This window comes from Pseudomonas asiatica, assembly GCF_009932335.1.
Taxonomy (GTDB): Bacteria; Pseudomonadota; Gammaproteobacteria; order Pseudomonadales; family Pseudomonadaceae; genus Aquipseudomonas; species Aquipseudomonas asiatica.
In genome coordinates, this window is record NZ_BLJF01000003.1 from 607614 (window position 1) to 627749 (window position 20136).

Here is a 20136-nt window from a genome sequence, read left to right on the forward strand (position 1 = left end):
GATCAGTCGCCCTTGGTGATGTTCAGGCCTTTGAGCAGGCTCAGAGCCTGGCTCAGCTGGAAGTCGTCATCCTGCGGGCGCTCCTTGCGCTTGCCGCTGCCGGTCGGGCGGTCGGCACCGCCGTTGCCGTTGCCCAGGTGGCCCTGCAGGTCGGCTTCCTTGAAGTTGTCGGTGTCGGCTTCGGCGGTGAGCTTGGCCGGGCGCACTTCGATGTCGGGGACGATGCCCTGGGCCTGGATCGAGCGGCCGTTGGGGGTGAAGTACAGCGCGGTGGTGAGCTTCAGGGCACGGTCGTTGGCCAGTGGCAGCACGGTCTGCACCGAGCCTTTGCCGAAGCTGTCGGTGCCCATCAGCACGGCGCGTTTCTGGTCTTGCAGGGCGCCGGCGACAATTTCCGAGGCCGAGGCACTGCCGCCGTTGATCAGCACCACCAGTGGCACGCCGTCGCTGGCGTCGGCCGGGTCGGCCGAGAAGCGCAGCTCGGAGTTGGCGATGCGGCCCTTGGTGTAGACGATCAGGCCCTTGGTCAGGAAGTGGTCGGCCACTTCCACCGCCGACTGCAGCACGCCGCCCGGGTTGTTGCGCAGGTCCAGCACCACGCCGCGCAGCTTCTTGCCGTTGTCCTTGCGCAGTTTGGCCAGGGCCTTGCCTACTTCGTCGCCGGTCTTGACCTGGAACTGGGTAATGCGGATGTAGCCGTAGTCGTTCTCCAGCAGCTGGCTCTTCACGCTCTTGACCTGGATGACCGCGCGGGCCAGGGTCACGTCGAAGGGGGTGCCGCCGTCACGCACCAAGGTCAGGGTGATTTTCTCGCCCACCTTGCCACGCATCTTGTCGACCGCTTCGGTCATGGTCTGGCCACGGGTCGGGGCGCCGTTGATCTTGACGATCAGGTCGCCGGCCTGCACGCCGGCACGCGATGCCGGGGTGTCGTCGATCGGCGAGACCACCTTGATGAAGCCGTCTTCCTGGCCTACTTCGATGCCCAGCCCGCCGAACTCGCCGCTGGTGCTTTCCTGCAGCTCCTGGAAGTCCTCTGGGCCGAGGTAGGCCGAGTGCGGGTCGAGGTTGCTGAGCATGCCCTTGATGGCATTTTCCAGCAGGGTCTTGTCATCCACCGGCTCCACATAGGCCGCCTTGATGCGGTCCATGACCTCGGCGAAGGTGCGCAGCTCTTCAAGCGGCAGTGGCGCCTTGGCGGTCACCTCGGTGGCCGGTACTGCGGCCGGCTTGGCCGGCTCCGCGGCAGTGGCCAGGGGCGCGCCGACCGCCAGGGCGATGGACAGGGCCAGCTGGGTGAGACGAGGCGAGTGCAGCATGTCGAACGAACTCCTGATCCTGTAAGCGCTCCCTGGGGAGCATCGGCGCAGCCCGTGGGCTACCCCGTAGAAATTTGACTAGCCCCGGCACCACTGCGAAGGGTCGGTAGGCCGGCCCTGCTGGCGGATGGCGAAGTACAAGCCGGCAGCGTCCTGGCCGCCGCTGTCGCCAACGGTGGAAATGGCCTCGCCGGCCTTGACGATATCACCGGCGCTCTTGAGCAGGCTCTGGTTATGGCCGTACAGGCTCAGGTAACCGTTGCCATGGTCGAGAATGACCAGAAGCCCGGCACCGCGCAACCAGTCGGCGAACACCACGCGCCCGCCGTGCACGGCACGTACCTGAGTGCCCGGGTTGGCGCTGATCATCACCCCGTCCCACTTGGCACGGGCATCGCTGCCGCGGGCATCACCGAAACGTGCCAGCAATCGACCATTGACTGGCCAGGGAAGTTTTCCCCGTGCGGCAGAAAATGCGCCGCCGTAGTTCGCGCCGTCGCTGGAAACCAGCGGGCCCAGGGTGGTGCGGGCCTTTTTCGGTGGCTCCACCGGTTCGCGGGCCTGTTCGCGAGCGGCAGCGGCAGCGAGGGCTTCCTGCTGGCGGCGCTTTTCCGCTTCCTGCTGGGCCAGCAAGGCCTTCTTGCGCGCTTCTTCGGCCTCGCGGGCCTGGCGGGCGAGGGTTTCCTCGATGGTCTTGAGTACCTTGGACAGGTCGGCCTGATCCTGCTCGCGCGATTGCAGCTTCTGGTCGCGGTCCTTCATGTCGCTGTTGAGCTTGGCCAGCACCTGCTGGCGCTTGCCACGCTCGGTTTCCAGGGCCTGGCGGCGGCTGTCGAGGTCGGCGCGCTGGGCCAGCAGCTGTTGCTGCTGGGTAGCGATTTCCTGTTCGACGTTGGCCAGCTGGCGCAGGGTCTCGTTGAAGGTGCGCAGTTGCTCCAGGCGCGCCTTGCTCAGGTAGTCGTAGTAGGTGAGGGTGCGGGCAAACTTCTCGGGGTTCTGCTGGTTGAGCAGCAGCTTGAGGTATTCCTCGCGGCCGTTCTGGTAGGCCGAACGGGCCTGGATGGCGATCAGTCGCTGTTGTTCAACGCGGGCGCTCTGGAGTTTTTTTTTCTCGGTATCAAGGCGCTCCAGCTCGCCCTCGGTCTTTTTTAGTTCTTGCTGCAGGGCCTCCACCTGCTTTTCGAGGTTGCCGATATCGGTCTCGGTGGCTTTGAGGTCCTTTTGCACACCGGCCTTTTCTTCCTGGAGCTTGCCCAGCGTCTTCTTGAGCTCGGCAATGTCCTGGCGGGTGGCGTCCAGTTGCTGCTGGGTCTGCGCACGCTCATCGGCAAAGGCCGGGCTGAGCAGGCAAGACAGGGCTAGGAGGATCAGGGCGCGAAGCATGGGGTTTGGCGTACCAAGGATGGAGACTGGCCTAGTATGCCCGCGCGGGCGGGCAAAAAAAACGCCTCGCTGCGGGTGCAGAGGGGCGTTTGTCTGGAATTCATGTGTTATTGGGGCTGCTGTGCAGCCCATTCGCAGCACAAGGCTGCTCCTACAGGCATTGCATGAGCCCTTTGTAGGAGCAGCCTTGTGCTGCGAATGGGCCGCAAAGCGGCTCCCTTTGGCACCGAATCAGGCATCGACCAGAATCGAGGTACCAGTCATTTCCACCGGCTTTTCCAGCTCCAGCAGCTTCAGCATGGTCGGCGCCACATCGGCCAGCACGCCGCCGTCACGCACCTTGACGTTGCGCTTGCCCACATAGATGAACGGTACCGGCTCGGTGGTATGCGCGGTGTGCGCCTGGCCGGTGCACTCGTCTTCCATTTGCTCGACGTTGCCATGGTCGGCGGTGATCAGCGCTTCGCCGCCGACCTTGTCCAGTGCTTCGACGATACGCCCGACGCAGCCATCCAAGGCCTCGACGGCCTTCACCGCAGCCTCGAACACGCCGGTATGGCCGACCATGTCGCCGTTGGCGTAGTTGACCACGATCACGTCATAACGCTGTTGCTCGATAGCCTCGACGATGCGGTCGGTAACTTCCGGTGCGCTCATTTCCGGCTGCAGGTCGTAGGTGGCGACCTTCGGCGACGGGATCAGAATGCGCTCTTCGCCTTCGAAAGGCTCTTCACGGCCGCCGGAGAAGAAGAAGGTGACATGGGCATACTTCTCGGTCTCGGCGATGCGCAGCTGGGTCTTGCCGTTTTTCGCCAGGTACTCGCCCAGCACGTTGTTCAGGCTGGCCGGGGCGAAGGCGGCGGGGGCCGGGATTTTTGCCGAGTACTGGGTCAGGCCGATGTAGGCGGCCAGTTTTGGCAGGCGGGCACGCGGAAATTCGTTGAAGTCGGCTTCGACGAACACGCGCGACAGTTCGCGGGCGCGGTCGGCGCGGAAGTTCATGAAGATCACCGCGTCGCCGTCTTCGACCTTGACTGCTTCACCAATGCGCGTGGCCTTGACGAACTCGTCGCTCTCGTCGCGGGCGTAGGCCGCTTCCAGGCCGGCCAAGGCGGTGTCGGCGGTGTATTCGGCAGCGCTGTCGACGATCAGGTTGTAGGCGGCGCTGACACGGTCCCAGCGGTTGTCACGGTCCATGGCGTAGTAGCGGCCGATCAGGCTGGCGATGCGGCCCTTGCCCAGCTTGGCGAAGGTGGCGTCGAGCAGTTCGATGGACGACTGCGCGCTGCGTGGTGGCGTGTCGCGGCCATCGAGGAAGGCGTGCAGGTAGATCTTCTGCGCGCCGCGCTGCGCGGCCAGTTCGGCCATGGCTACCAGGTGGTCCTGGTGGCTGTGTACGCCGCCATCGGACAGCAGGCCGAGAATGTGCACAGCCTTGCCGGCACTGGCTGCCTTGTCCACGGCGCCGGTCAGTACCGGGTTCTCGAAGAACTCGCCGTCGCGGATGGCTTTGGTCACCCGGGTGAAATCCTGATACACCACGCGGCCGGCACCGAGGTTCATGTGACCGACTTCGGAGTTGCCCATCTGCCCGTCCGGCAGGCCGACATCCATGCCTGAGCCGGAAATGAGGCCATGCGGCTGGCTGGCGCGCAGGCGGTCATAGACCGGTGTGTTGGCGGCATAGATGGCGTTGTATTCGGGGCTTTCGCTGTGGCCGAAGCCATCCAGGATGATCAGGACCAGGGGTTTGGGCGTACTCGTCATCAATCAAACTCACGGTTGTTCAAAGATGATAAAGACACGCATTTTAGGGCAAATGCGCCACCGGCGGCGAATATTCGTCCTGTTCCCTGACCAGCGTGGCCAATGTGGCAACATGAAGGTACCTTTCCGGCCGGCCCGTCGGGCTTTGGTGGCAATAAGGGCCTGTGTATACTGGCCGGCATTTTCAATCGCGTGGAACACCCCAGATGGTTGCTAACCTGATTCAATTTGCGACAAACCACTACATCCTGGTGGCGATCTTCGTTGTTTTGCTGGTCGCGCTGCTGGTCAACGAAATCCGTCGCGGCGGCCAGAGCCTGAGCAACGGCCAGCTGACTGCCCTGGTCAATGCCGAGAAAGCCCTGGTCATCGACATTCGCCCGACCAAGGAATACTCCGCCGGTCACATCGTCGGTGCGGTGAACATCCCGCAGGACAAGCTGGTCAACCGCATGAGCGAGCTGGACAAGCACAAAGAGAAGACCCTGATCGTCGTCGACTCGATGGGCCAGCAGTCCGGCACCATCTGCCGCGAGCTGCTCAAGGCTGGTTACAACGCCGCCAAACTGAGCGGTGGCGTTTCCAGCTGGAAAGCCGATAACCTGCCCCTGGTGAAGTGATATGAAGCCCGTCATCGTCTATTCCAGCGACTACTGCCCCTACTGCATGCGCGCCAAGTACCTGCTCGAGAGCAAGGGCGTGGCCTTCGAGGAAATCAAGGTCGACGGCAAGCCACAGGTTCGTGCCGAGATGAGCCAGAAGGCCGGCCGTACATCTGTGCCGCAGATCTGGATCGGCAGCACCCACGTCGGTGGATGCGATGACCTTTATGCCCTGGAGCGCGCCGGCAAGCTCGACGCGCTGCTGGCGGCCTGATTTGCACTGCATTCAAAAACATTAGGATAAGGATCTGCCATGACTGACCAACAGACCAACGGCGCTGCTGCAGAAGACAACAGCCCTCAGTTCTCCATGCAGCGCATCTATGTGCGCGACCTGTCGTTCGAAGCCCCGAAAAGCCCGCAGATCTTCCGCCAGACCTGGGAGCCGAGCGTTGCCCTGGACCTGAACACCAAGCAGAAAGCCCTGGAAGGCGACTTCCACGAGGTGGTGCTGACCCTGTCGGTTACCGTCAAGAACGGTGACGAAGTGGCCTTCATCGCTGAAGTGCAGCAGGCCGGTATCTTCCTGATCAAGAACCTGGACGCGGCTTCGATGAGCCACACTCTGGGTGCGTTCTGCCCGAACATCCTGTTCCCGTACGCCCGCGAGACCCTGGACAGCCTGGTGACCCGCGGTTCGTTCCCGGCCCTGATGCTGTCGCCGGTCAACTTCGACGCCCTGTACGCGCAAGAAATGCAGCGCATGCAGGAAGCCGGCGAAGCGCCGACTGTGCAGTAATAGCTGCGTTTGAAAAAGGGCGACTTCGGTCGCCTTTTTTGTTGGCCTGTTCCGGCCCTATCGCCGGCAAGCCAGCTCCCACAGGTACTGCACAGGTTTCAAGGGCGGTGCGGTCCCTGCGGGAGCTGCCTTGCCGGCGATAGAGTCAGTGCAGGCAGCGCATCAACTGCCGGCAAACCCATTCTGCCGCCACGCCTCATACACCGTCACAGCCACGGTATTGGACAGATTCAGGCTGCGGCACCCGGGCCGCATGGGCAGGCGCAGGCGTTGTTCGGCCGGCAGGCTGTCCAGTACTTCGGCCGGCAGGCCGCGGCTTTCTGGCCCGAACAGGAAGGCATCACCCGGCTGGTAAGCCACTTCGTGGAACGGGTGCGAGCCCTTGGTGGTGAAGGCGAACAGCCGTGGGTTGCCCAGGCTTTCCAGGCATCCGGCCAGGCTTTCGTGGCGCTTGAGCGTGGCATACTCGTGGTAATCCAGCCCCGCGCGCCGCAGGCGCTTGTCGTCCAGCTCGAAGCTGATGGGCTCGATCAGGTGCAGGTCGCAGCCGCTGTTGGCGCAGAGGCGAATGATGTTGCCGGTATTCGGCGGAATTTCTGGTTGAAAAAGGATGACGTGAAACATGCACGGCTCCAAGCGTGAAGATGACGGGCATTCTACCCCCGAACCGGACGTGCGTTCGAAGGCGTTCCCGCGGGTGATGCTGTCGCTGGCGATCGTCGGCTTGATGGTAGGGCTGATGATCGGCCGCCTGACTACACCCGACGAGCGCGAGTTGCAGCAGGTGGAGGTGGTGCAGGATGGCCTGGAGCTGTGGTTCAACGAAGAGCCTCAGCTGCATGGCGAGAATGTGGACGGTACGGTAGCACTGTTGTTCCAGGCCCAAGGCAAGGCCCGGCAAGGGCAACTGAGCCTGCAGGGCAAGCCTGTGAGTTGGCGGGTGCAGAATAGCAAGGAAGGGCTGTTGCTGACGGTGGTGGCTGCGCGCCCCCTGCACGGCGAGTGGGCCGGTGCAGAGGACGCTGGGCGCTGGCGGTTGCAGGTGAAACTGCACGAATAAAAGAGGGGATATCCCGGCCTGCCTGTACCAGGGTCCCCGAAAGGGGTACTGCGTATAAAGGGGGGATGGCCCGGCCTGCCTGTACCGAGGTCCCCAAAACTGGCGATGTTGCGAATAAAAGAGGGGTTCACCCGGCCTGCCTGTACCAGGGCCCCCGAAACTGGATATGTATTGTTTATTGCAGGGGGCGTGCCAGTTTTGAAAAGCCCGTGAATCTGGGCTTTCAGGGTGAATTGGCCGTTTTTTGAGGGGATTTGTGCCTTAGTGAGGTGCATCGGGCACAGGATCGGTGCATCGAAGGGCTGAAATGTTTGGGGCCGCTTTGCGGCCCATCGCGACACAAGGCCGCTCCTACAGGGGATCGCATTCTCCTGTAGGAGCGGCCTTGTGTCGCGATGGGCTGCGCAGCAGCCCCAGAGAACTATGGGTTTACCTGGAACTCAGTGCTCGTCACCTTCCTCATCATCGCCCCCCGCCACATTCATCCCCAGTTCCTTGATCTTGCGCGTCAGGGTGTTGCGTCCCCAACCCAGCAACAGTGCCGCATCGCGCCGACGGCCAGCCGTGTGCTTGAGGGCTGTCTCGATCATGATCCGCTCGAAGCTCGGCACTGCGCTGTCCAGCAGGCTGGTCTGCCCACGCGCCAACGCCTGGTCGGCCCACTGGCGCAGGGCCTGCTCCCAGTTGGTTACCGGTGCGGCGTCCTGTGGCAGGTTCAGCAGCTCCGGCGGCAGGTCGCCGATCAGCACTTCGCGGCTGGAGGCCATCACGGTGATCCAGCGGCAGGTGTTCTCCATCTGCCGTACGTTGCCCGGCCACGGCAGATTGCGAATGAATTCCTCGGTTTCCGGCTTGAGGATCTTCGGCTCGACCGCCAGTTCCTGGGCGGCGCGGGCGAGGAAGTGGCGGGCGAGGGCAGGGATATCTTCGCGGCGGTCGGCCAGCCGCGGAATGTGGATGCGGATCACGTTCAGGCGGTGGAACAAGTCCTCGCGGAACTTGCCGGCCTGCACCAGCGACTCCAGGTTCTGGTGAGTGGCGGCGATGATGCGCACATCGACCTTGACCGGTACGTGGCCGCCCACGCGATAGAACTCGCCATCGGCCAGCACTCGCAGCAGGCGGGTCTGTGTGTCGGCGGGCATGTCGCCGATCTCGTCGAGGAACAGGGTGCCGCCGTCGGCCTGCTCGAAGCGCCCTCGGCGCAGGTTGGCGGCGCCGGTGAAGGCGCCCTTTTCATGGCCGAACAGCTCGGACTCCATCAGGTCCTTGGGGATGGCTGCCATGTTCAGGGCGATGAACGGTGAGGCCGCACGCGGGCTGTGGCGGTGCAGGGCGTGGGCCACCAGCTCCTTGCCGGTACCGGACTCACCGTTGATCAGCACGGTGATGTTGGAGTGGCTGAGGCGGCCGATGGCGCGGAACACCTCCTGCATTGCCGGTGCTTCACCGATGATTTCCGGGGTGCGCGCCAGACTCTGCGGCACATCCAGCCCTTGTTGCTCCTGGGCGTGCTGGTTGGCGCGCTTGACCAGCGAGACCGCCTCGTCCACATCGAATGGCTTGGGCAGGTACTCGAATGCACCGCCCTGGTACGACGCAACGGCGCTGTCCAGGTCGGAGTGGGCGGTCATGATGATGACCGGCAGGCGCGGGTGCTGCTCACGGATCTGTGCCAGCAGGTCGAGGCCGCTGGTGCCCGGCATGCGGATGTCGGAAATGATCACGTCCGGTTGCTGGCGTGCCAGGCGGCCCATGACGCCATCGGCGCTATCGAAGCTCTGGGTGGTCATGCCTTCCTGTTGCAGGGCTTTTTCCAGGACCCAGCGGATGGAGCGATCATCGTCGACGATCCATACGGTTTCACTTCGGCTCATGAGGCGGTGGCTCCTTGTTCCAGGGGCAGGTAGATCGAGAATGCGGTGTGGCCTGCATGGCTTTCACACTCGATCAGGCCCTGGTGCTGGCTGATGATGTTCTGGGTAATGGCCAGGCCCAGCCCGGTACCGTCCGGGCGACCGCTGACCATGGGATAGAAAAGGGTGTCCTGCAGTTCCGGCGGGATGCCCGGGCCGTTGTCGATGATCTCCACCCTCGCCACAAGGCGATGGCGCACATGGCCGATGGTGAACTGGCGCAGGGCACGGCTGCGCAGGGTGATGCGGCCCAGGCGCAGTTCGTTCTGCGAACTGATCGCCTGCATGGCATTGCGCACGATGTTGAGCACGGCCTGGATCATCTGCTCGCGGTCGACCAATACGTCAGGCAGGCTGGGGTCATAATCGCGCACCAAAGTGATGCAACCCTGGCTTTCGGCCTCGACCAGGCTGCAGACCCGCTCAAGCACTTCGTGGATGTTGGTCATGGCCAGCGACGGCAGCTTGTTCGAGCCGAGCATGCGGTCGACCAGGTTACGCAGGCGATCGGCTTCCTCGATGATCACGTTGGTGTAGTCGCGCAGGCCTTCTTCAGGCAGCTCGCGAGCCAGCAGCTGAGCTGCGCCGCGAATGCCGCCGAGGGGGTTCTTGATTTCATGGGCCAGGCCGCGTACCAGCATCTTTGTGGTTTCCTGCTTGCTCAGCTGGGCCTCTTCCTTGGTGATGCGCAGCAGCCGGTCGCGCGGGTGCACCTCGAGCAGCAGCAGGGTCTGGCCCTGGTGCAGGATCGGCGTAACCGCGTAGTCGACGGTGATGGTCTGCCCGGTCAGCGAGGTGAGCTGCGCTTCGCGCTTGGTGAACGGATGCGCCTGCTCGACCGCCTGGCGCAGCGAGCTGAGCGCTTCGGTCGACTCGGTGAACAGCTCGCTGATGAACTGCCCATGGCTGCGCTGGCCACTCACTGCCAGAAGCATTTCCGCGGCCGGGTTCATGTACTCCAGGCGCAGCTCGGCGTTGAGCAGCAGCGTGGCGGTGGTCAGGTTGTCCAGAAGTAGACGGTGCTGGGCATCGCTGATGGTCATAGGGCGTCGTCGACCTCTTTTGGCGCGTGTCGGGCATGGGCGCGGCCATGGTCGGGCGCGCGGTGGATCCGCTGATTCCAGTCTTTGGGCAAAAAATGCAAGAACCAAACCAAGGCTCCGAAAAGAAGCGGAATTTGCCGATAAAGCCCTGGAAACGGGAAAATTCGCACCAGAATGAACTGATTAAACGGTTCATGTGATCGCTTTTGGGGTGCATTCGGGGGCGTTAGTCCACAGCGCGCACCAATATGGAGCATAGGTGGTTTCAGGGTTTATCGCACAGTTGGCGGGCATTCGGCTTCTGGCGTTGAAAACGCAAGGTCTTCATTGCTTGCGTGGAACACCATGACAGTGGCGGGCTGCCCAGTGGTGTGCCCGCGGTGCACTTCCCCTTGAAGTTCGGCCAGCGTCTGGCCTGCAACCAGGCTTGTCCGCTTGCCGTCGCGGGTTTCCACCTCGAGTCGTCCCTCGGTCAGATAGCCTAGATTGAGCGCCTGGTGACAGTGCCAGCCAAGGGTGGTGTGGGCGGGAATGCTGACTTTCACAAGCGACAGCACTGGTCGTCCTTCGGGGTAATCGAGATAGGGAGTACCGTCCCAACTGCCGGTGGCGCGGTGAAGCACCTGTGACGTTGCCTGGCCTGGCGCGGTGCCATTGCTGGCGCAGCCGGTGAGGAGGGCGGATACGGTAATCATTGCAGGTAGAAGTTTGCGCATGGCGTGATGTCCTTTGACTGAAGGGACGCCTACCCTGCGTGCTGAGGGGGGCGGCGAAATGTCAGCGGCATCTGCCGGTTCTGTATGAAATCGAGGACGCAGCCACGGAAACGAAAACGGCCTCCCGAAGGAGGCCGTTCGTGATCATGTCATCGGCGCGAGGCGCCGATCAGATCAGCAGCTGTAGTACAGCTCGTATTCCAGCGGGTGAACGAAGGTGCGGACCTTGATTTCTTCTTCGCTCTTCAGCTCGATGAAGGCATCGATGAAGTCGTCGGAGAACACGCCGCCCTTGGTCAGGAACGCACGGCCCTTGTCCAGCTCTTCCAGAGCTTCCTTCAGGCTGCCGCAAACCTGCGGAATGTCCTTGGCCTCTTCAGGCGGCAGGTCGTACAGGTTCTTGTCGGCAGCATCGCCTGGGTGGATCTTGTTCTGGATACCGTCCAGGCCGGCCATCAGCAGGGCCGCGAAGGCCAGGTATGGGTTGGCCGATGGGTCCGGGAAGCGAGCTTCGATACGGCGGGCTTTCGGGCTGCCGACGTAAGGAATACGGATCGAGGCGGAACGGTTGCGAGCCGAGTAGGCCAGCATTACCGGGGCTTCGAAGCCTGGGACCAGACGCTTGTAGGAGTTGGTCGACGGGTTGGTGAAGCCGTTCAGGGCCTTACCGTGCTTGATGATACCGCCGATGAAGTACAGGGCGGTGTCGGACAGGCCGGCATAGCCTTCACCCGAGAAGGTGTTCTTGCCGTCTTTCCAGATCGACATGTGCACGTGCATGCCCGAGCCGTTGTCGCCGTACAGTGGCTTCGGCATGAAGGTAGCGGTGCGGCCGTAGGCGTCGGCAACGTTGTGCACGACGTACTTCAGCGCCTGTACTTCGTCAGCCTTCTTCACCAGGGTGTTGAACTTGACGCCGATTTCGTTCTGGCCGGCAGTCGCCACTTCGTGGTGGTGAACTTCGACGGTCTGGCCCATTTCTTCCAGTGCGTTGCACATGGCAGTACGGATTTCGTGGTCGTGGTCGAACGGCGGAACCGGGAAGTAGCCGCCCTTCACGCCTGGACGGTGGCCTTTGTTGCCGCCTTCCACGTCAGCGCCGGTCATCCACGAGCCTTGCTCGGAGAAGATCTTGAACATCGAGCCGGAGATGTCCGACTGGAACTTCACTTCGTCGAAAATGAAGAACTCTGGCTCCGGGCCTGCGAATACGGTGTCACCGATGCCGGTGCTCTTCAGGTACTCTTCGGCGCGCTTGGCGATGGCGCGAGGGTCACGATCGTAGCCCTGCATGCTCGACGGGTCGACGATGTCGCAGGTGATGATCAGGGTCGGCTCTTCGGTGAACGGGTCCAGTACGGCAGTTTCGTCGACCGGCATCAGGATCATGTCGGAGGCTTCGATGCCTTTCCAGCCAGCGATGGAGGAACCGTCGAACATCTTGCCGACTTCGAAGAAGTCGTCTTCCAGTGCATCACGCGCCGGCATGGTCACGTGGTGCTGAGTGCCTTTGGTGTCCGTGAAACGCAGATCAATCCACTTGACGTCATGATCTTTGATGAGTTGAACCGACTTCGACATGTTGTCCTCCGGATGGTCTAGAGCGCGGTGGGCCGCTGCCCTGGAAAAAGGGTGTTGCCGGGCGCGGATAGTCGGCCAAGCTTACCTGCCTCACAAGGGAGCAAATTGCATGCCAGTGCCCGAAAATGGCGAGGGCGGGATAAAAGGGGGCGTTTGCGGGCATCTGGGGGTGGGTTGCTGGGGAGAAGTGCACTCTTAAGATGCGAATTTTGGTAGCGGTGCACCAATAGTGTGCATTGCTTGAGTTGTGTGCTTTCTTTGAGGGCCTCATCGCCGGCAACCAGCTCCCACAGGTAGGGCGCAGGTCTTGAGAACTGTGGATAGCCTGTGGGAGCTGGCTTGCCGGCGATGAGGCCGGTGCAGGCAATATAAATCCGACCTTCTGTACAAAAGTTGGTCAAATCCTGAGCAATTTCCGCTATAATTCGCGCCCCTCATTTTCGGCAGGCCCTGCGCGCGCTGTTAACCAATGAAACTTATCGTCAAAGTCTTCCCAGAAATCACCATCAAGAGCCGGCCGGTGCGCAAGCGCTTCATCCGCCAGCTCGGCAAGAACATCCGCAACGTGCTCAAGGACCTCGATCCTGAGCTCGTGGTCGATGGTGTCTGGGACAATCTCGAAGTGGTCACCCGCGTCGAAGACGAAAAGGTCCAGCGCGAGATGATCGAGCGCCTCACCTGCACCCCGGGTATCACCCACTTCCTGCAGGTAGAGGAATACCCGCTCGGCGACTTCGATGACATCGTCGCCAAGTGCAAGCAGCACTTCGGCCACCTGCTGGCCGGCAAGCACTTCGCCGTGCGCTGCAAGCGAGGTGGTCACCACGACTTCACCTCTATGGACGTCGACCGTTACGTCGGCAGCCAGCTGCGCCAGCAGTGCGGCGCCGCCGGCATCGAGCTGAAGAACCCGGAAGTGCTGGTGCGCATCGAAATCCGCGACCAGCGCCTGTACGTGATCCATAACCAGCACCAGGGCATCGGCGGCTACCCGCTGGGCGCCCTGGAGCAGACACTGGTACTGATGTCCGGTGGCTTCGACTCGACCGTGGCGGCTTATCAGATGATGCGCCGCGGCCTGATGACCCACTTCTGCTTCTTCAACCTCGGTGGCCGTGCCCACGAGCTGGGCGTGATGGAAGTGGCTCACTACCTGTGGAAGAAGTTCGGCAGCAGCCAGCGCGTGCTGTTCATCAGCGTGCCGTTCGAGGAAGTGGTCGGCGAGATTCTGAACAAGGTCGACAACAGCTACATGGGCGTGACCCTCAAACGCATGATGCTGCGTGGTGCCGCGCACATGGCCGACCGCCTGGAGATCGATGCCCTGGTCACCGGCGAAGCGATTTCCCAGGTGTCCAGCCAGACCTTGCCGAACCTGTCGATCATCGACTCGGCCACCGACAAGCTGGTGCTGCGCCCCCTGCTGGCCAGCCACAAGCAGGACATCATCGACCAGGCCTACGCGATCGGCACTGCCGACTTCGCCAAGCACATGCCAGAATACTGCGGCGTGATCTCGGTAAACCCGACCACTCACGCCAAGCGCCACCGCATGGAGCATGAAGAGAAGCAGTTCGACATGGCCGTGCTGGAGCGCGCCCTGGAACGCGCCCGGTTGATCTCCATCGACCATGTGATCGACGAACTGGGCAAGGACATCGAAATTGAGGAAGTGACCGAGGCGCTGCCCGGCCAGATCGTTATCGACATTCGTCACCCCGATGCCCAGGAAGACGAACCTCTGGTGCTGGACGGTATCGAAGTCCAGGCCATGCCGTTCTATGCCATCAACAGCAAGTTCAAGCAGCTGGATGCCAACCGCCAGTACTTGCTGTATTGCGACAAAGGTGTGATGAGCCGTCTGCACGCACACCACCTGCTCAGTGAGGGACATGCCAATGTGCGTGTTTATCGTCCGGCATAAGACGCCAGGGCTGTATGGCGGCAGCATCCGCCATCGCCCTCCCGACCACCGGGCCCGCTGAGCCTCAAACCATACATATTCGCCGCCTACACTGGCGGCAACCGAATCCTCTGATCGAGATACAGTTGTGATCGAAAATCTGCGTAACATCGCCATCATCGCCCACGTTGACCATGGTAAAACCACCCTGGTCGACAAACTCCTGCGCCAGTCCGGCACCCTGGAGCGTAACGAGCTCAACGACGAGCGCGTGATGGACTCCAACGACCAGGAAAAAGAGCGCGGCATTACCATCCTGGCGAAAAACACCGCCATCAACTGGAACGGCTACCACATCAACATCGTCGACACCCCCGGCCACGCCGACTTCGGTGGCGAGGTTGAGCGTGTAATGTCGATGGTCGACTCCGTGCTGCTGCTGGTCGATGCCCAGGACGGCCCGATGCCGCAAACCCGCTTCGTGACCAAGAAGGCTTTCGAAGCTGGCCTGAAGCCGATCGTCGTGATCAACAAGGTTGACCGCCCGGGCGCGCGTCCTGACTGGGTTCTGGACCAGATCTTTGACCTGTTCGACAACCTCGGTGCCACCGATGATCAGCTGGACTTCCAGGTTGTCTACGCTTCGGCCCTGAACGGCATCGCCGGTCTGGACCACACCGACATGGCCGAAGACATGACCCCGCTGTACCAGTCGATCGTCGACAACGTACCGGCGCCGAACGTTGACGTCGATGGCCCGTTCCAGATGCAGATCTCCGCTCTGGACTACAACAGCTTCCTCGGTGTTATCGGCGTTGGCCGTATCGCCCGTGGTCGTATCAAGCCGAACACCCCGGTTGTTGCCATCGACACCGAAGGCAAGAAGCGTAACGGCCGTATCCTCAAGCTGATGGGCCACCACGGCCTGCACCGCGTCGACGTTGAAGAAGCCCAGGCTGGCGACATCGTCTGCATCAGCGGTTTCGACGAGCTGTTCATCTCCGACACCCTGTGCGACATGAACCACGTCGAGGCGATGAAGCCACTGACCGTTGACGAGCCGACCGTTTCGATGACCTTCCAGGTCAACGACTCGCCGTTCTGCGGCAAGGAAGGCAAGTTCGTCACCAGCCGTAACATCAAGGAACGTCTGGACAAAGAGCTGCTGTACAACGTTGCACTGCGCGTTGAAGAAGGCGACTCGGCTGACAAGTTCAAGGTTTCCGGCCGTGGTGAGCTGCACCTGTCGGTTCTGATCGAAACCATGCGTCGTGAAGGCTTCGAGATGGCTGTAGGCCGCCCTGAAGTGATCATCCGCGAAGTCAACGGCGTGAAGCAGGAGCCGTTCGAGAACGTCACCATCGACATCCCTGAAGAATCCCAGGGCAAGGTCATGGAAGAAATGGGCCTGCGTAAGGGCGACCTGACCAACATGGCGCCGGATGGCAAAGGCCGTGTACGTCTGGAGTACAACGTACCTGCTCGTGGTCTGATCGGTTTCCGTAACCAGTTCCTGACTCTGACCAACGGTGCAGGCATCCTGACCTCGATCTTCGATCGCTACGACACCATGAAAGCCGGCCAGATGTCCGGTCGCCTGAACGGTGTACTGGTTTCGATCGAGACCGGCAAGGCGCTGACCTATTCGCTGGAAACCCTGCAGGCTCGCGGCAAGCTGTTCATCGAGCACGGTCAGGACATCTACAACGGTCAGATCATCGGCCTGAACAGCCGTGACAACGACCTGGGCGTGAACCCGACCAAAGGCAAGAAGCTCGACAACATGCGTGCTTCGGGCAAAGACGAAGTCATCGCCCTGGTACCGCCGGTTCGCCACACCCTGGAACAGGCCCTGGAATTCATCCAGGACGATGAGCTGTGCGAAGTGACTCCGAAGTCGATCCGCCTGCGCAAGAAGATCCTGGACGAAGGCGAGCGTACCCGCGCTGCCAAGAAAGCCAAGGCTTGATCGTCTAGCTTGAGCTGAAACGAAAACGCCCCCGGTCGAAATGCCGGGGGCGTTTTTTTATGTCCAATTCTGAGTGAAGCCAAGGGCAGTGGCTGCCTGCGGTCTCTCACGCACACGTGCTTTTATCATGGTAAATGCTTGGGGGCTGGTAAAGCTTCAGGTTGGTGTCAGTCTGAAAAAAGTTTTTTTGAGGTAAAGAAAATTGGAACTCGTTATGGCGACTAAATCTGTTATCACGTCAAGGCTATGGTAAAGGTCACCGGCTGAGCGGCTGTTTCCCTGTGTGAGAATATCTAAAGGTGTTTTAACTTTCAGTCTCCAATCGCTATGTTGAGATCAGGAGATTGAAGTAATGGTAGGTTTGACTGCTTGTAAAAATATCTGTGTGATTGATGATGGAATAACGGACGAAGAGCACACGAAAATATTGAGGCTCCTAACTGGCTCGCTCTGGCGTTATGGCTGGCCCTATCCTTATGCTCCCCTTGATCGTCCATGTTGGCACAGTTTTATCGCCGGTACTCGCAGAAATGAATTGGAAGACTGTGAGCAAGAACTACGAGAGCGACCGGACTGGGCTTTTCTGGCGAATATCTGGGCACGTATCAAGGCTGCGCATATGCCTTCGGCGACCCTGTTAGGGGTATACGCCAATGGTCAAACAAGCAGCCAGGATGGTCCTATTCATCGTGACAATACAGCCGAGGCGCCAGGGAAAACTGTAATGCTGTTTTGCAGCGAGTACTGGGCCACCTGCTGGGGTGGTGAGCTTGTATTCTACGACGCTGACAAAGAAAGTATTGTGCTGTCGGTACAGCCTAAGCCGAGGCGGGTTGTAATCTTCAATGGGGAAGTGCCGCATGGTGCTCGGGCGCCTGGTGTGAGTTGTAATCGGCTGCGTATGAGCATCGCCTTCAAGACATTGATCAGGGAGTAGCGAAAGATGATCAAAACACTTGAGATTATCTTGGGCTACGTTGAAAAACCGGTAGCGGTGGGTGCGGCAGCTACTTCCCTGACGGATCAGTACAATAGCGACAAGTCAGGGTTCGTTCTAGTGAATCAGAGTGCCCAAACCGGAGCTGCAGTCGCCGGGATCACGTCAATAGTAAAGCTGACTGCGGGTTTTACACCCTTCCTCAATATCAAGGTGAATACGCTTGCTGCGACTACAGTATTTCTAAAAATTACTGCTCAGTACAAGACCGACCAGAAATTTGAAAAAGGTGACGTCCTGAGCCTGGTTGGAAATGTTGCGGGGATTGTCGGCAGTATAAGCTTGCTTGCTGGGGCTGGCACTCCCGCAGTTATTTTCACTGCTGTGGGCGTTGGGGCTAATGCCTTGGGGATACTCAATTCCGATGCGGCAACAAATTTGTATCATTCTTTTATCGCACCTGTAGTGCAAAAACATTTCGTTGCAAATACAAATGCCACCTACCCTGATTACTGGGTAGCGCCGGACTTGGCCCTTGCATCGCTCGCCCAAATCAGCGCAATCTATGCGGGCCGAGTTGCGGTAACCCAGTGGAACCCGGATACGCAAGGCGTGCTGCTTGGAAGCGACCTTTCTCACCTGTACGGAATATCTGGCGGCGGCGGGGGTGGCTATATTGAGCCGGACTTCGGTGGCGGGCCTATGGTATTCCCATTGCCGGAACTCCCCAGGTGGAATATTGATATAGGTCCTATAGAGATCATCCCGCCTGGCGGGGGCGTAGGTGGAGTTGATAGGTATCATTAAAGATTTTTAGGTGATTTTCCTATTTAAAATAGCAGGAGGGGCGTGTGCAGTCATTTTCTGGATTCATAAAGTTGCTCAGAGTGTCCCCTCCTTTAAAGCGAGCTCAATTGCTTGCGATTGTCGTGATTACGATGCTTGCAGGTGTTGCGCTTTATTTCAGTCAGCTGGAAGTATATAAGGCCCCTGATTTGTCTAGGCTACTAGTTATCGAGGGGCGAGTATCCGGTTATCCAGACGTTTGGGAGCATAACCGTTCGCTAGTACATTTTGGCGTAGCATATAAGCTTGATGGAAGGCGGGAGGGTAAACGTGTTTATACTTACCGGAAGTTGTATGAGGCATCGGGGCTTCGTATCAATGCGAAGGTTATTCTTACAGTGGAACGTGGGGATGATGGTAGCACCGTGCGTGAACTCGCCACGTTGGACGGGCAAATACTCTACGACGATCGTCTCAATCAACAGGTCGTGGTTTGGAATAATGAATCGATAATGTCCACGGTCGTGTTGGGTACCTTGGCATCAATAGTGACCGCCATAGCCGCGATCGTTATGGTTGTACTTCATCTGCGCGACCTTGCTCGGCAGGGTTGATATAGAAATAGAGCTATTCCCATTTTGCTCGTTCGAGTCAAAACGCCCTCGCACGCATCGCCGGGGGCGTTTTTGTTTGTATGACGCAGGTTTTTTGTAGGTGATATCTCAAGCTGATGTAGGTTGCATCCTTCACGGCCTTTTGCGACTTGTGCGCGCTTGTTGTGATGCCTAGCGTGAAGTGCTTTCTCGAAGCCGGAAGCATGCACATGAATTACCGTTTAGCGCTGGCCATCCCCTGCCTGATGGCAGGCTTGCAGGCTTGCACCATGCAGGATTGTGCCAGCCTGCGTCCGCAGGATGTTGTCCAGTGCCATATTGGCAAGGTGCGTCAGGCACCCTTGGAAGCCGTATTGCTCGAGCAAGCCTCCGAGCCTGGGTATGCGTTCCGTCGCTTGCAGATGGTTTCGCAGGTTTGGGAACCAGCGCCGGTGGTTGAGCCGCGCCGCTGGGAGCATGATGTCGAGCTGCATATCCCGCACAATGCCGTGCCCGGCAAAGCCTTGCTGGTGGTGAACAACGGTGTACGGTTCGGACCGGCGCAAACCCCGGACTATACCCGCGAGGCATTGCGCGAGGTCGCCCTCAAGGCACGGATGGCCGTGGTCATGATCAGCGATGTGCCCAATCAGTACGTGACCTTCAACGATAACGAGAAGCCCTTGCGCGAGGATGACGCCGTGGCCCATACCTGGGCTCATGCGCTTCGCGGCGCCGCGCCGGAATTGCCACTGCACGTGCCGATGGCCGCGGCGGCAAGCCGGGCGATGGATCTGGCCGAGCAAGAGCTGGCAGGGCAAGGGCTCACGGTGGACCGCTTCATTATCACGGGTGCCTCCAAGCGCGGCTGGAGCGCATGGCTCACGGCATTGGCCGATGAGCGGGTGGTGGCCATCGTGCCCAGTGTGATCGACGTCGCGGATACTTCGGACATGCTGGCCGGATTGCGCAAGCGTTATGGTGGTCACTGGCCCTTGGCGCTGGGTTCCTACCAGCAGGCTGGTGTCCTGCAGCAGCTGGGCACCCCGGCATTCGAGCGGCTGATGGCGATGATGGACCCGATGCAGTACCTGAACGAGAAAAGGCAGCGTCTGGCCATTCCCAAGTACCTGGTGTCCGCCAGTGGTGACGATTTCTTCGCCCCTGACCCGGTCACCGATTATCAGCAGCGCCTGCCGGGCCAGACCAGCCTCAGGGTATTGCCGAACTCTGACCATGGCGGGGTGCGTCAAGCGGTAGTCAGTACCTTGGTACCTGCAGTGACGCGCCTGCGCGATGGCACACCTTTGCCAAGCGTGCAGGTGTCGGCCAGCGGGTATGCCGGGCAGATGAGCGTCGACTTCTCTGAGCCGCCAGTGGCGGTGAAGGTGTGGACGGCGAGCAACAGCCAGGACCGCGACTTCCGTTTTGCCTGCGGGGTGCGCTACCAATCCGAGACGCTCGCTCCCATGCAGAGCTTCACCCTGCAGCGCACGCCGCCGGCGGTGGGATGGCGGGCGCAGTTCGTCGAAGCGAAGTTTGCTGATGGCTTTATCGCTACCAGCCCGGTCAGCGTGCTGCCGCAGACCTATCCCGAACATCCACCGGCGGAGCAGGGTGGTGCATGCAGGAGCTTTCCCTCTGGCGGAAAGTAGAAATCTGGCTTGGCACATAATTGGCCAGCAGTGGCCGCTTGAATACTGAAATGGATTGCACCGGCTTCACCGTTTTTCACGGGCGTGTCCTAATGCCAGTAAGCTAA

Annotated in this window: 18 protein-coding genes; 10 read left to right on the forward strand and 8 right to left on the reverse strand. The window is 60.4% G+C overall.

The genetic code is table 11. From position 1 onward, the window contains the following. Positions 1–2: 2 nt before the first annotated feature. The 3 genes from GYA95_RS25325 to gpmI all read right to left on the reverse strand — a co-directional run bounded on the left by GYA95_RS25325 (position 3) and on the right by gpmI (position 4469). A complete protein-coding gene (locus GYA95_RS25325) occupies positions 3–1319 on the reverse strand; it encodes a S41 family peptidase (protein WP_015272120.1) in 1317 nt (438 codons plus the stop codon). A 78-nt stretch (positions 1320–1397) separates the two neighbouring features. After that, on the reverse strand, positions 1398–2702 hold the full coding sequence (locus GYA95_RS25330) for a murein hydrolase activator EnvC family protein (RefSeq protein ID WP_015272119.1): 1305 nt from the start codon (positions 2700–2702) through the stop codon (positions 1398–1400). A 231-nt stretch (positions 2703–2933) separates the two neighbouring features. Continuing rightward, a complete protein-coding gene (gpmI, locus tag GYA95_RS25335; protein WP_015272118.1) occupies positions 2934–4469 on the reverse strand; it encodes a 2,3-bisphosphoglycerate-independent phosphoglycerate mutase in 1536 nt (511 codons plus the stop codon). Between the two features lie 206 nt (positions 4470–4675). Here gpmI and GYA95_RS25340 point away from each other — a divergent pair, with 206 nt between their 5' ends. The 3 genes from GYA95_RS25340 to secB are packed head-to-tail and all read left to right on the forward strand — an operon-like array spanning position 4676 to position 5870. Then, positions 4676–5089 (forward strand): rhodanese-like domain-containing protein, encoded by a 414-nt coding sequence (locus GYA95_RS25340; RefSeq protein WP_003259887.1) that lies wholly within the window; start codon positions 4676–4678, stop codon positions 5087–5089. Position 5090: 1 nt separating this feature from the next. Next, complete coding sequence (gene grxC, locus GYA95_RS25345; protein WP_003249204.1) at positions 5091–5345, forward strand: glutaredoxin 3; 255 nt, start codon at positions 5091–5093, stop codon at positions 5343–5345. 39 nt (positions 5346–5384) lie between these two features. Continuing rightward, positions 5385–5870 (forward strand): protein-export chaperone SecB, encoded by a 486-nt coding sequence (secB, locus tag GYA95_RS25350; protein WP_013974581.1) that lies wholly within the window; start codon positions 5385–5387, stop codon positions 5868–5870. A 162-nt stretch (positions 5871–6032) separates the two neighbouring features. Here secB and trmL read toward each other — a convergent pair whose 3' ends face one another. After that, positions 6033–6494 (reverse strand): tRNA (uridine(34)/cytosine(34)/5-carboxymethylaminomethyluridine(34)-2'-O)-methyltransferase TrmL, encoded by a 462-nt coding sequence (gene trmL / locus GYA95_RS25355; RefSeq protein ID WP_013974580.1) that lies wholly within the window; start codon positions 6492–6494, stop codon positions 6033–6035. Between trmL and GYA95_RS25360 the strand changes: the two genes are divergently transcribed. Further along, positions 6493–6930 (forward strand): hypothetical protein, encoded by a 438-nt coding sequence (locus tag GYA95_RS25360; protein ID WP_015272117.1) that lies wholly within the window; start codon positions 6493–6495, stop codon positions 6928–6930. The genes trmL and GYA95_RS25360 overlap by 2 nt on opposite strands. 440 nt (positions 6931–7370) lie before the next feature. Here GYA95_RS25360 and ntrC read toward each other — a convergent pair whose 3' ends face one another. From ntrC to glnA, 4 genes are all read right to left on the reverse strand, one after another. Further along, positions 7371–8807 (reverse strand): nitrogen regulation protein NR(I), encoded by a 1437-nt coding sequence (ntrC, locus tag GYA95_RS25365; protein WP_013974578.1) that lies wholly within the window; start codon positions 8805–8807, stop codon positions 7371–7373. Continuing rightward, positions 8804–9889: a nitrogen regulation protein NR(II) gene (glnL, locus tag GYA95_RS25370; RefSeq protein WP_013974577.1), complete on the reverse strand. Its 1086-nt coding sequence runs from the start codon at positions 9887–9889 to the stop codon at positions 8804–8806. Before glnL ends, ntrC begins: the two co-directional genes overlap by 4 nt. A 272-nt stretch (positions 9890–10161) precedes the next feature. Continuing rightward, positions 10162–10605 (reverse strand): cupin domain-containing protein, encoded by a 444-nt coding sequence (locus GYA95_RS25375; RefSeq protein ID WP_015272116.1) that lies wholly within the window; start codon positions 10603–10605, stop codon positions 10162–10164. A 174-nt stretch (positions 10606–10779) separates the two neighbouring features. Continuing rightward, positions 10780–12186 (reverse strand): type I glutamate--ammonia ligase, encoded by a 1407-nt coding sequence (gene glnA, locus GYA95_RS25380; protein WP_015272115.1) that lies wholly within the window; start codon positions 12184–12186, stop codon positions 10780–10782. Positions 12187–12655: 469 nt separating this feature from the next. Between glnA and thiI the strand changes: the two genes are divergently transcribed. The 6 genes from thiI to GYA95_RS25410 all read left to right on the forward strand — a co-directional run bounded on the left by thiI (position 12656) and on the right by GYA95_RS25410 (position 20029). Next, positions 12656–14110: a tRNA uracil 4-sulfurtransferase ThiI gene (gene thiI / locus GYA95_RS25385; RefSeq protein WP_013974574.1), complete on the forward strand. Its 1455-nt coding sequence runs from the start codon at positions 12656–12658 to the stop codon at positions 14108–14110. 127 nt (positions 14111–14237) lie between these two features. Beyond that, positions 14238–16058, forward strand: a complete 1821-nt coding sequence (gene typA / locus GYA95_RS25390) for a translational GTPase TypA (protein ID WP_013974573.1) — start codon at positions 14238–14240, stop codon at positions 16056–16058. Positions 16059–16410: 352 nt separating this feature from the next. Continuing rightward, complete coding sequence (locus tag GYA95_RS25395) at positions 16411–16995, forward strand: 2OG-Fe(II) oxygenase (protein ID WP_080604908.1); 585 nt, start codon at positions 16411–16413, stop codon at positions 16993–16995. 6 nt (positions 16996–17001) lie between these two features. Then, entirely contained in the window at positions 17002–17802 is an 801-nt protein-coding gene (locus GYA95_RS25400; protein ID WP_015272113.1) for a hypothetical protein, read from the forward strand. Between the two features lie 44 nt (positions 17803–17846). Next, positions 17847–18395: a hypothetical protein gene (locus GYA95_RS25405; RefSeq protein ID WP_015272112.1), complete on the forward strand. Its 549-nt coding sequence runs from the start codon at positions 17847–17849 to the stop codon at positions 18393–18395. Between the two features lie 209 nt (positions 18396–18604). Further along, a complete protein-coding gene (locus GYA95_RS25410) occupies positions 18605–20029 on the forward strand; it encodes a PhoPQ-activated pathogenicity-related family protein (protein WP_015272111.1) in 1425 nt (474 codons plus the stop codon). Positions 20030–20136 lie beyond the last annotated feature (107 nt).

Coding starts and splice junctions, on each gene's coding strand:
- ntrC (WP_013974578.1), bottom strand. CDS start 8,807: ATGAGCCGAAGTGAAACCGTATGGATCGTCGACGATGATCGCTCCATC.
- GYA95_RS25410 (WP_015272111.1), top strand. CDS start 18,605: ATGAATTACCGTTTAGCGCTGGCCATCCCCTGCCTGATGGCAGGCTTG.
- thiI (WP_013974574.1), top strand. CDS start 12,656: ATGAAACTTATCGTCAAAGTCTTCCCAGAAATCACCATCAAGAGCCGG.
- glnA (WP_015272115.1), bottom strand. CDS start 12,186: ATGTCGAAGTCGGTTCAACTCATCAAAGATCATGACGTCAAGTGGATT.
- GYA95_RS25360 (WP_015272117.1), top strand. CDS start 6,493: ATGCACGGCTCCAAGCGTGAAGATGACGGGCATTCTACCCCCGAACCG.
- GYA95_RS25340 (WP_003259887.1), top strand. CDS start 4,676: ATGGTTGCTAACCTGATTCAATTTGCGACAAACCACTACATCCTGGTG.
- GYA95_RS25400 (WP_015272113.1), top strand. CDS start 17,002: ATGATCAAAACACTTGAGATTATCTTGGGCTACGTTGAAAAACCGGTA.
- GYA95_RS25395 (WP_080604908.1), top strand. CDS start 16,411: ATGGTAGGTTTGACTGCTTGTAAAAATATCTGTGTGATTGATGATGGA.
- secB (WP_013974581.1), top strand. CDS start 5,385: ATGACTGACCAACAGACCAACGGCGCTGCTGCAGAAGACAACAGCCCT.
- trmL (WP_013974580.1), bottom strand. CDS start 6,494: ATGTTTCACGTCATCCTTTTTCAACCAGAAATTCCGCCGAATACCGGC.
- GYA95_RS25325 (WP_015272120.1), bottom strand. CDS start 1,319: ATGCTGCACTCGCCTCGTCTCACCCAGCTGGCCCTGTCCATCGCCCTG.
- glnL (WP_013974577.1), bottom strand. CDS start 9,889: ATGACCATCAGCGATGCCCAGCACCGTCTACTTCTGGACAACCTGACC.
- GYA95_RS25330 (WP_015272119.1), bottom strand. CDS start 2,702: ATGCTTCGCGCCCTGATCCTCCTAGCCCTGTCTTGCCTGCTCAGCCCG.
- grxC (WP_003249204.1), top strand. CDS start 5,091: ATGAAGCCCGTCATCGTCTATTCCAGCGACTACTGCCCCTACTGCATG.
- GYA95_RS25375 (WP_015272116.1), bottom strand. CDS start 10,605: ATGCGCAAACTTCTACCTGCAATGATTACCGTATCCGCCCTCCTCACC.
- gpmI (WP_015272118.1), bottom strand. CDS start 4,469: ATGACGAGTACGCCCAAACCCCTGGTCCTGATCATCCTGGATGGCTTC.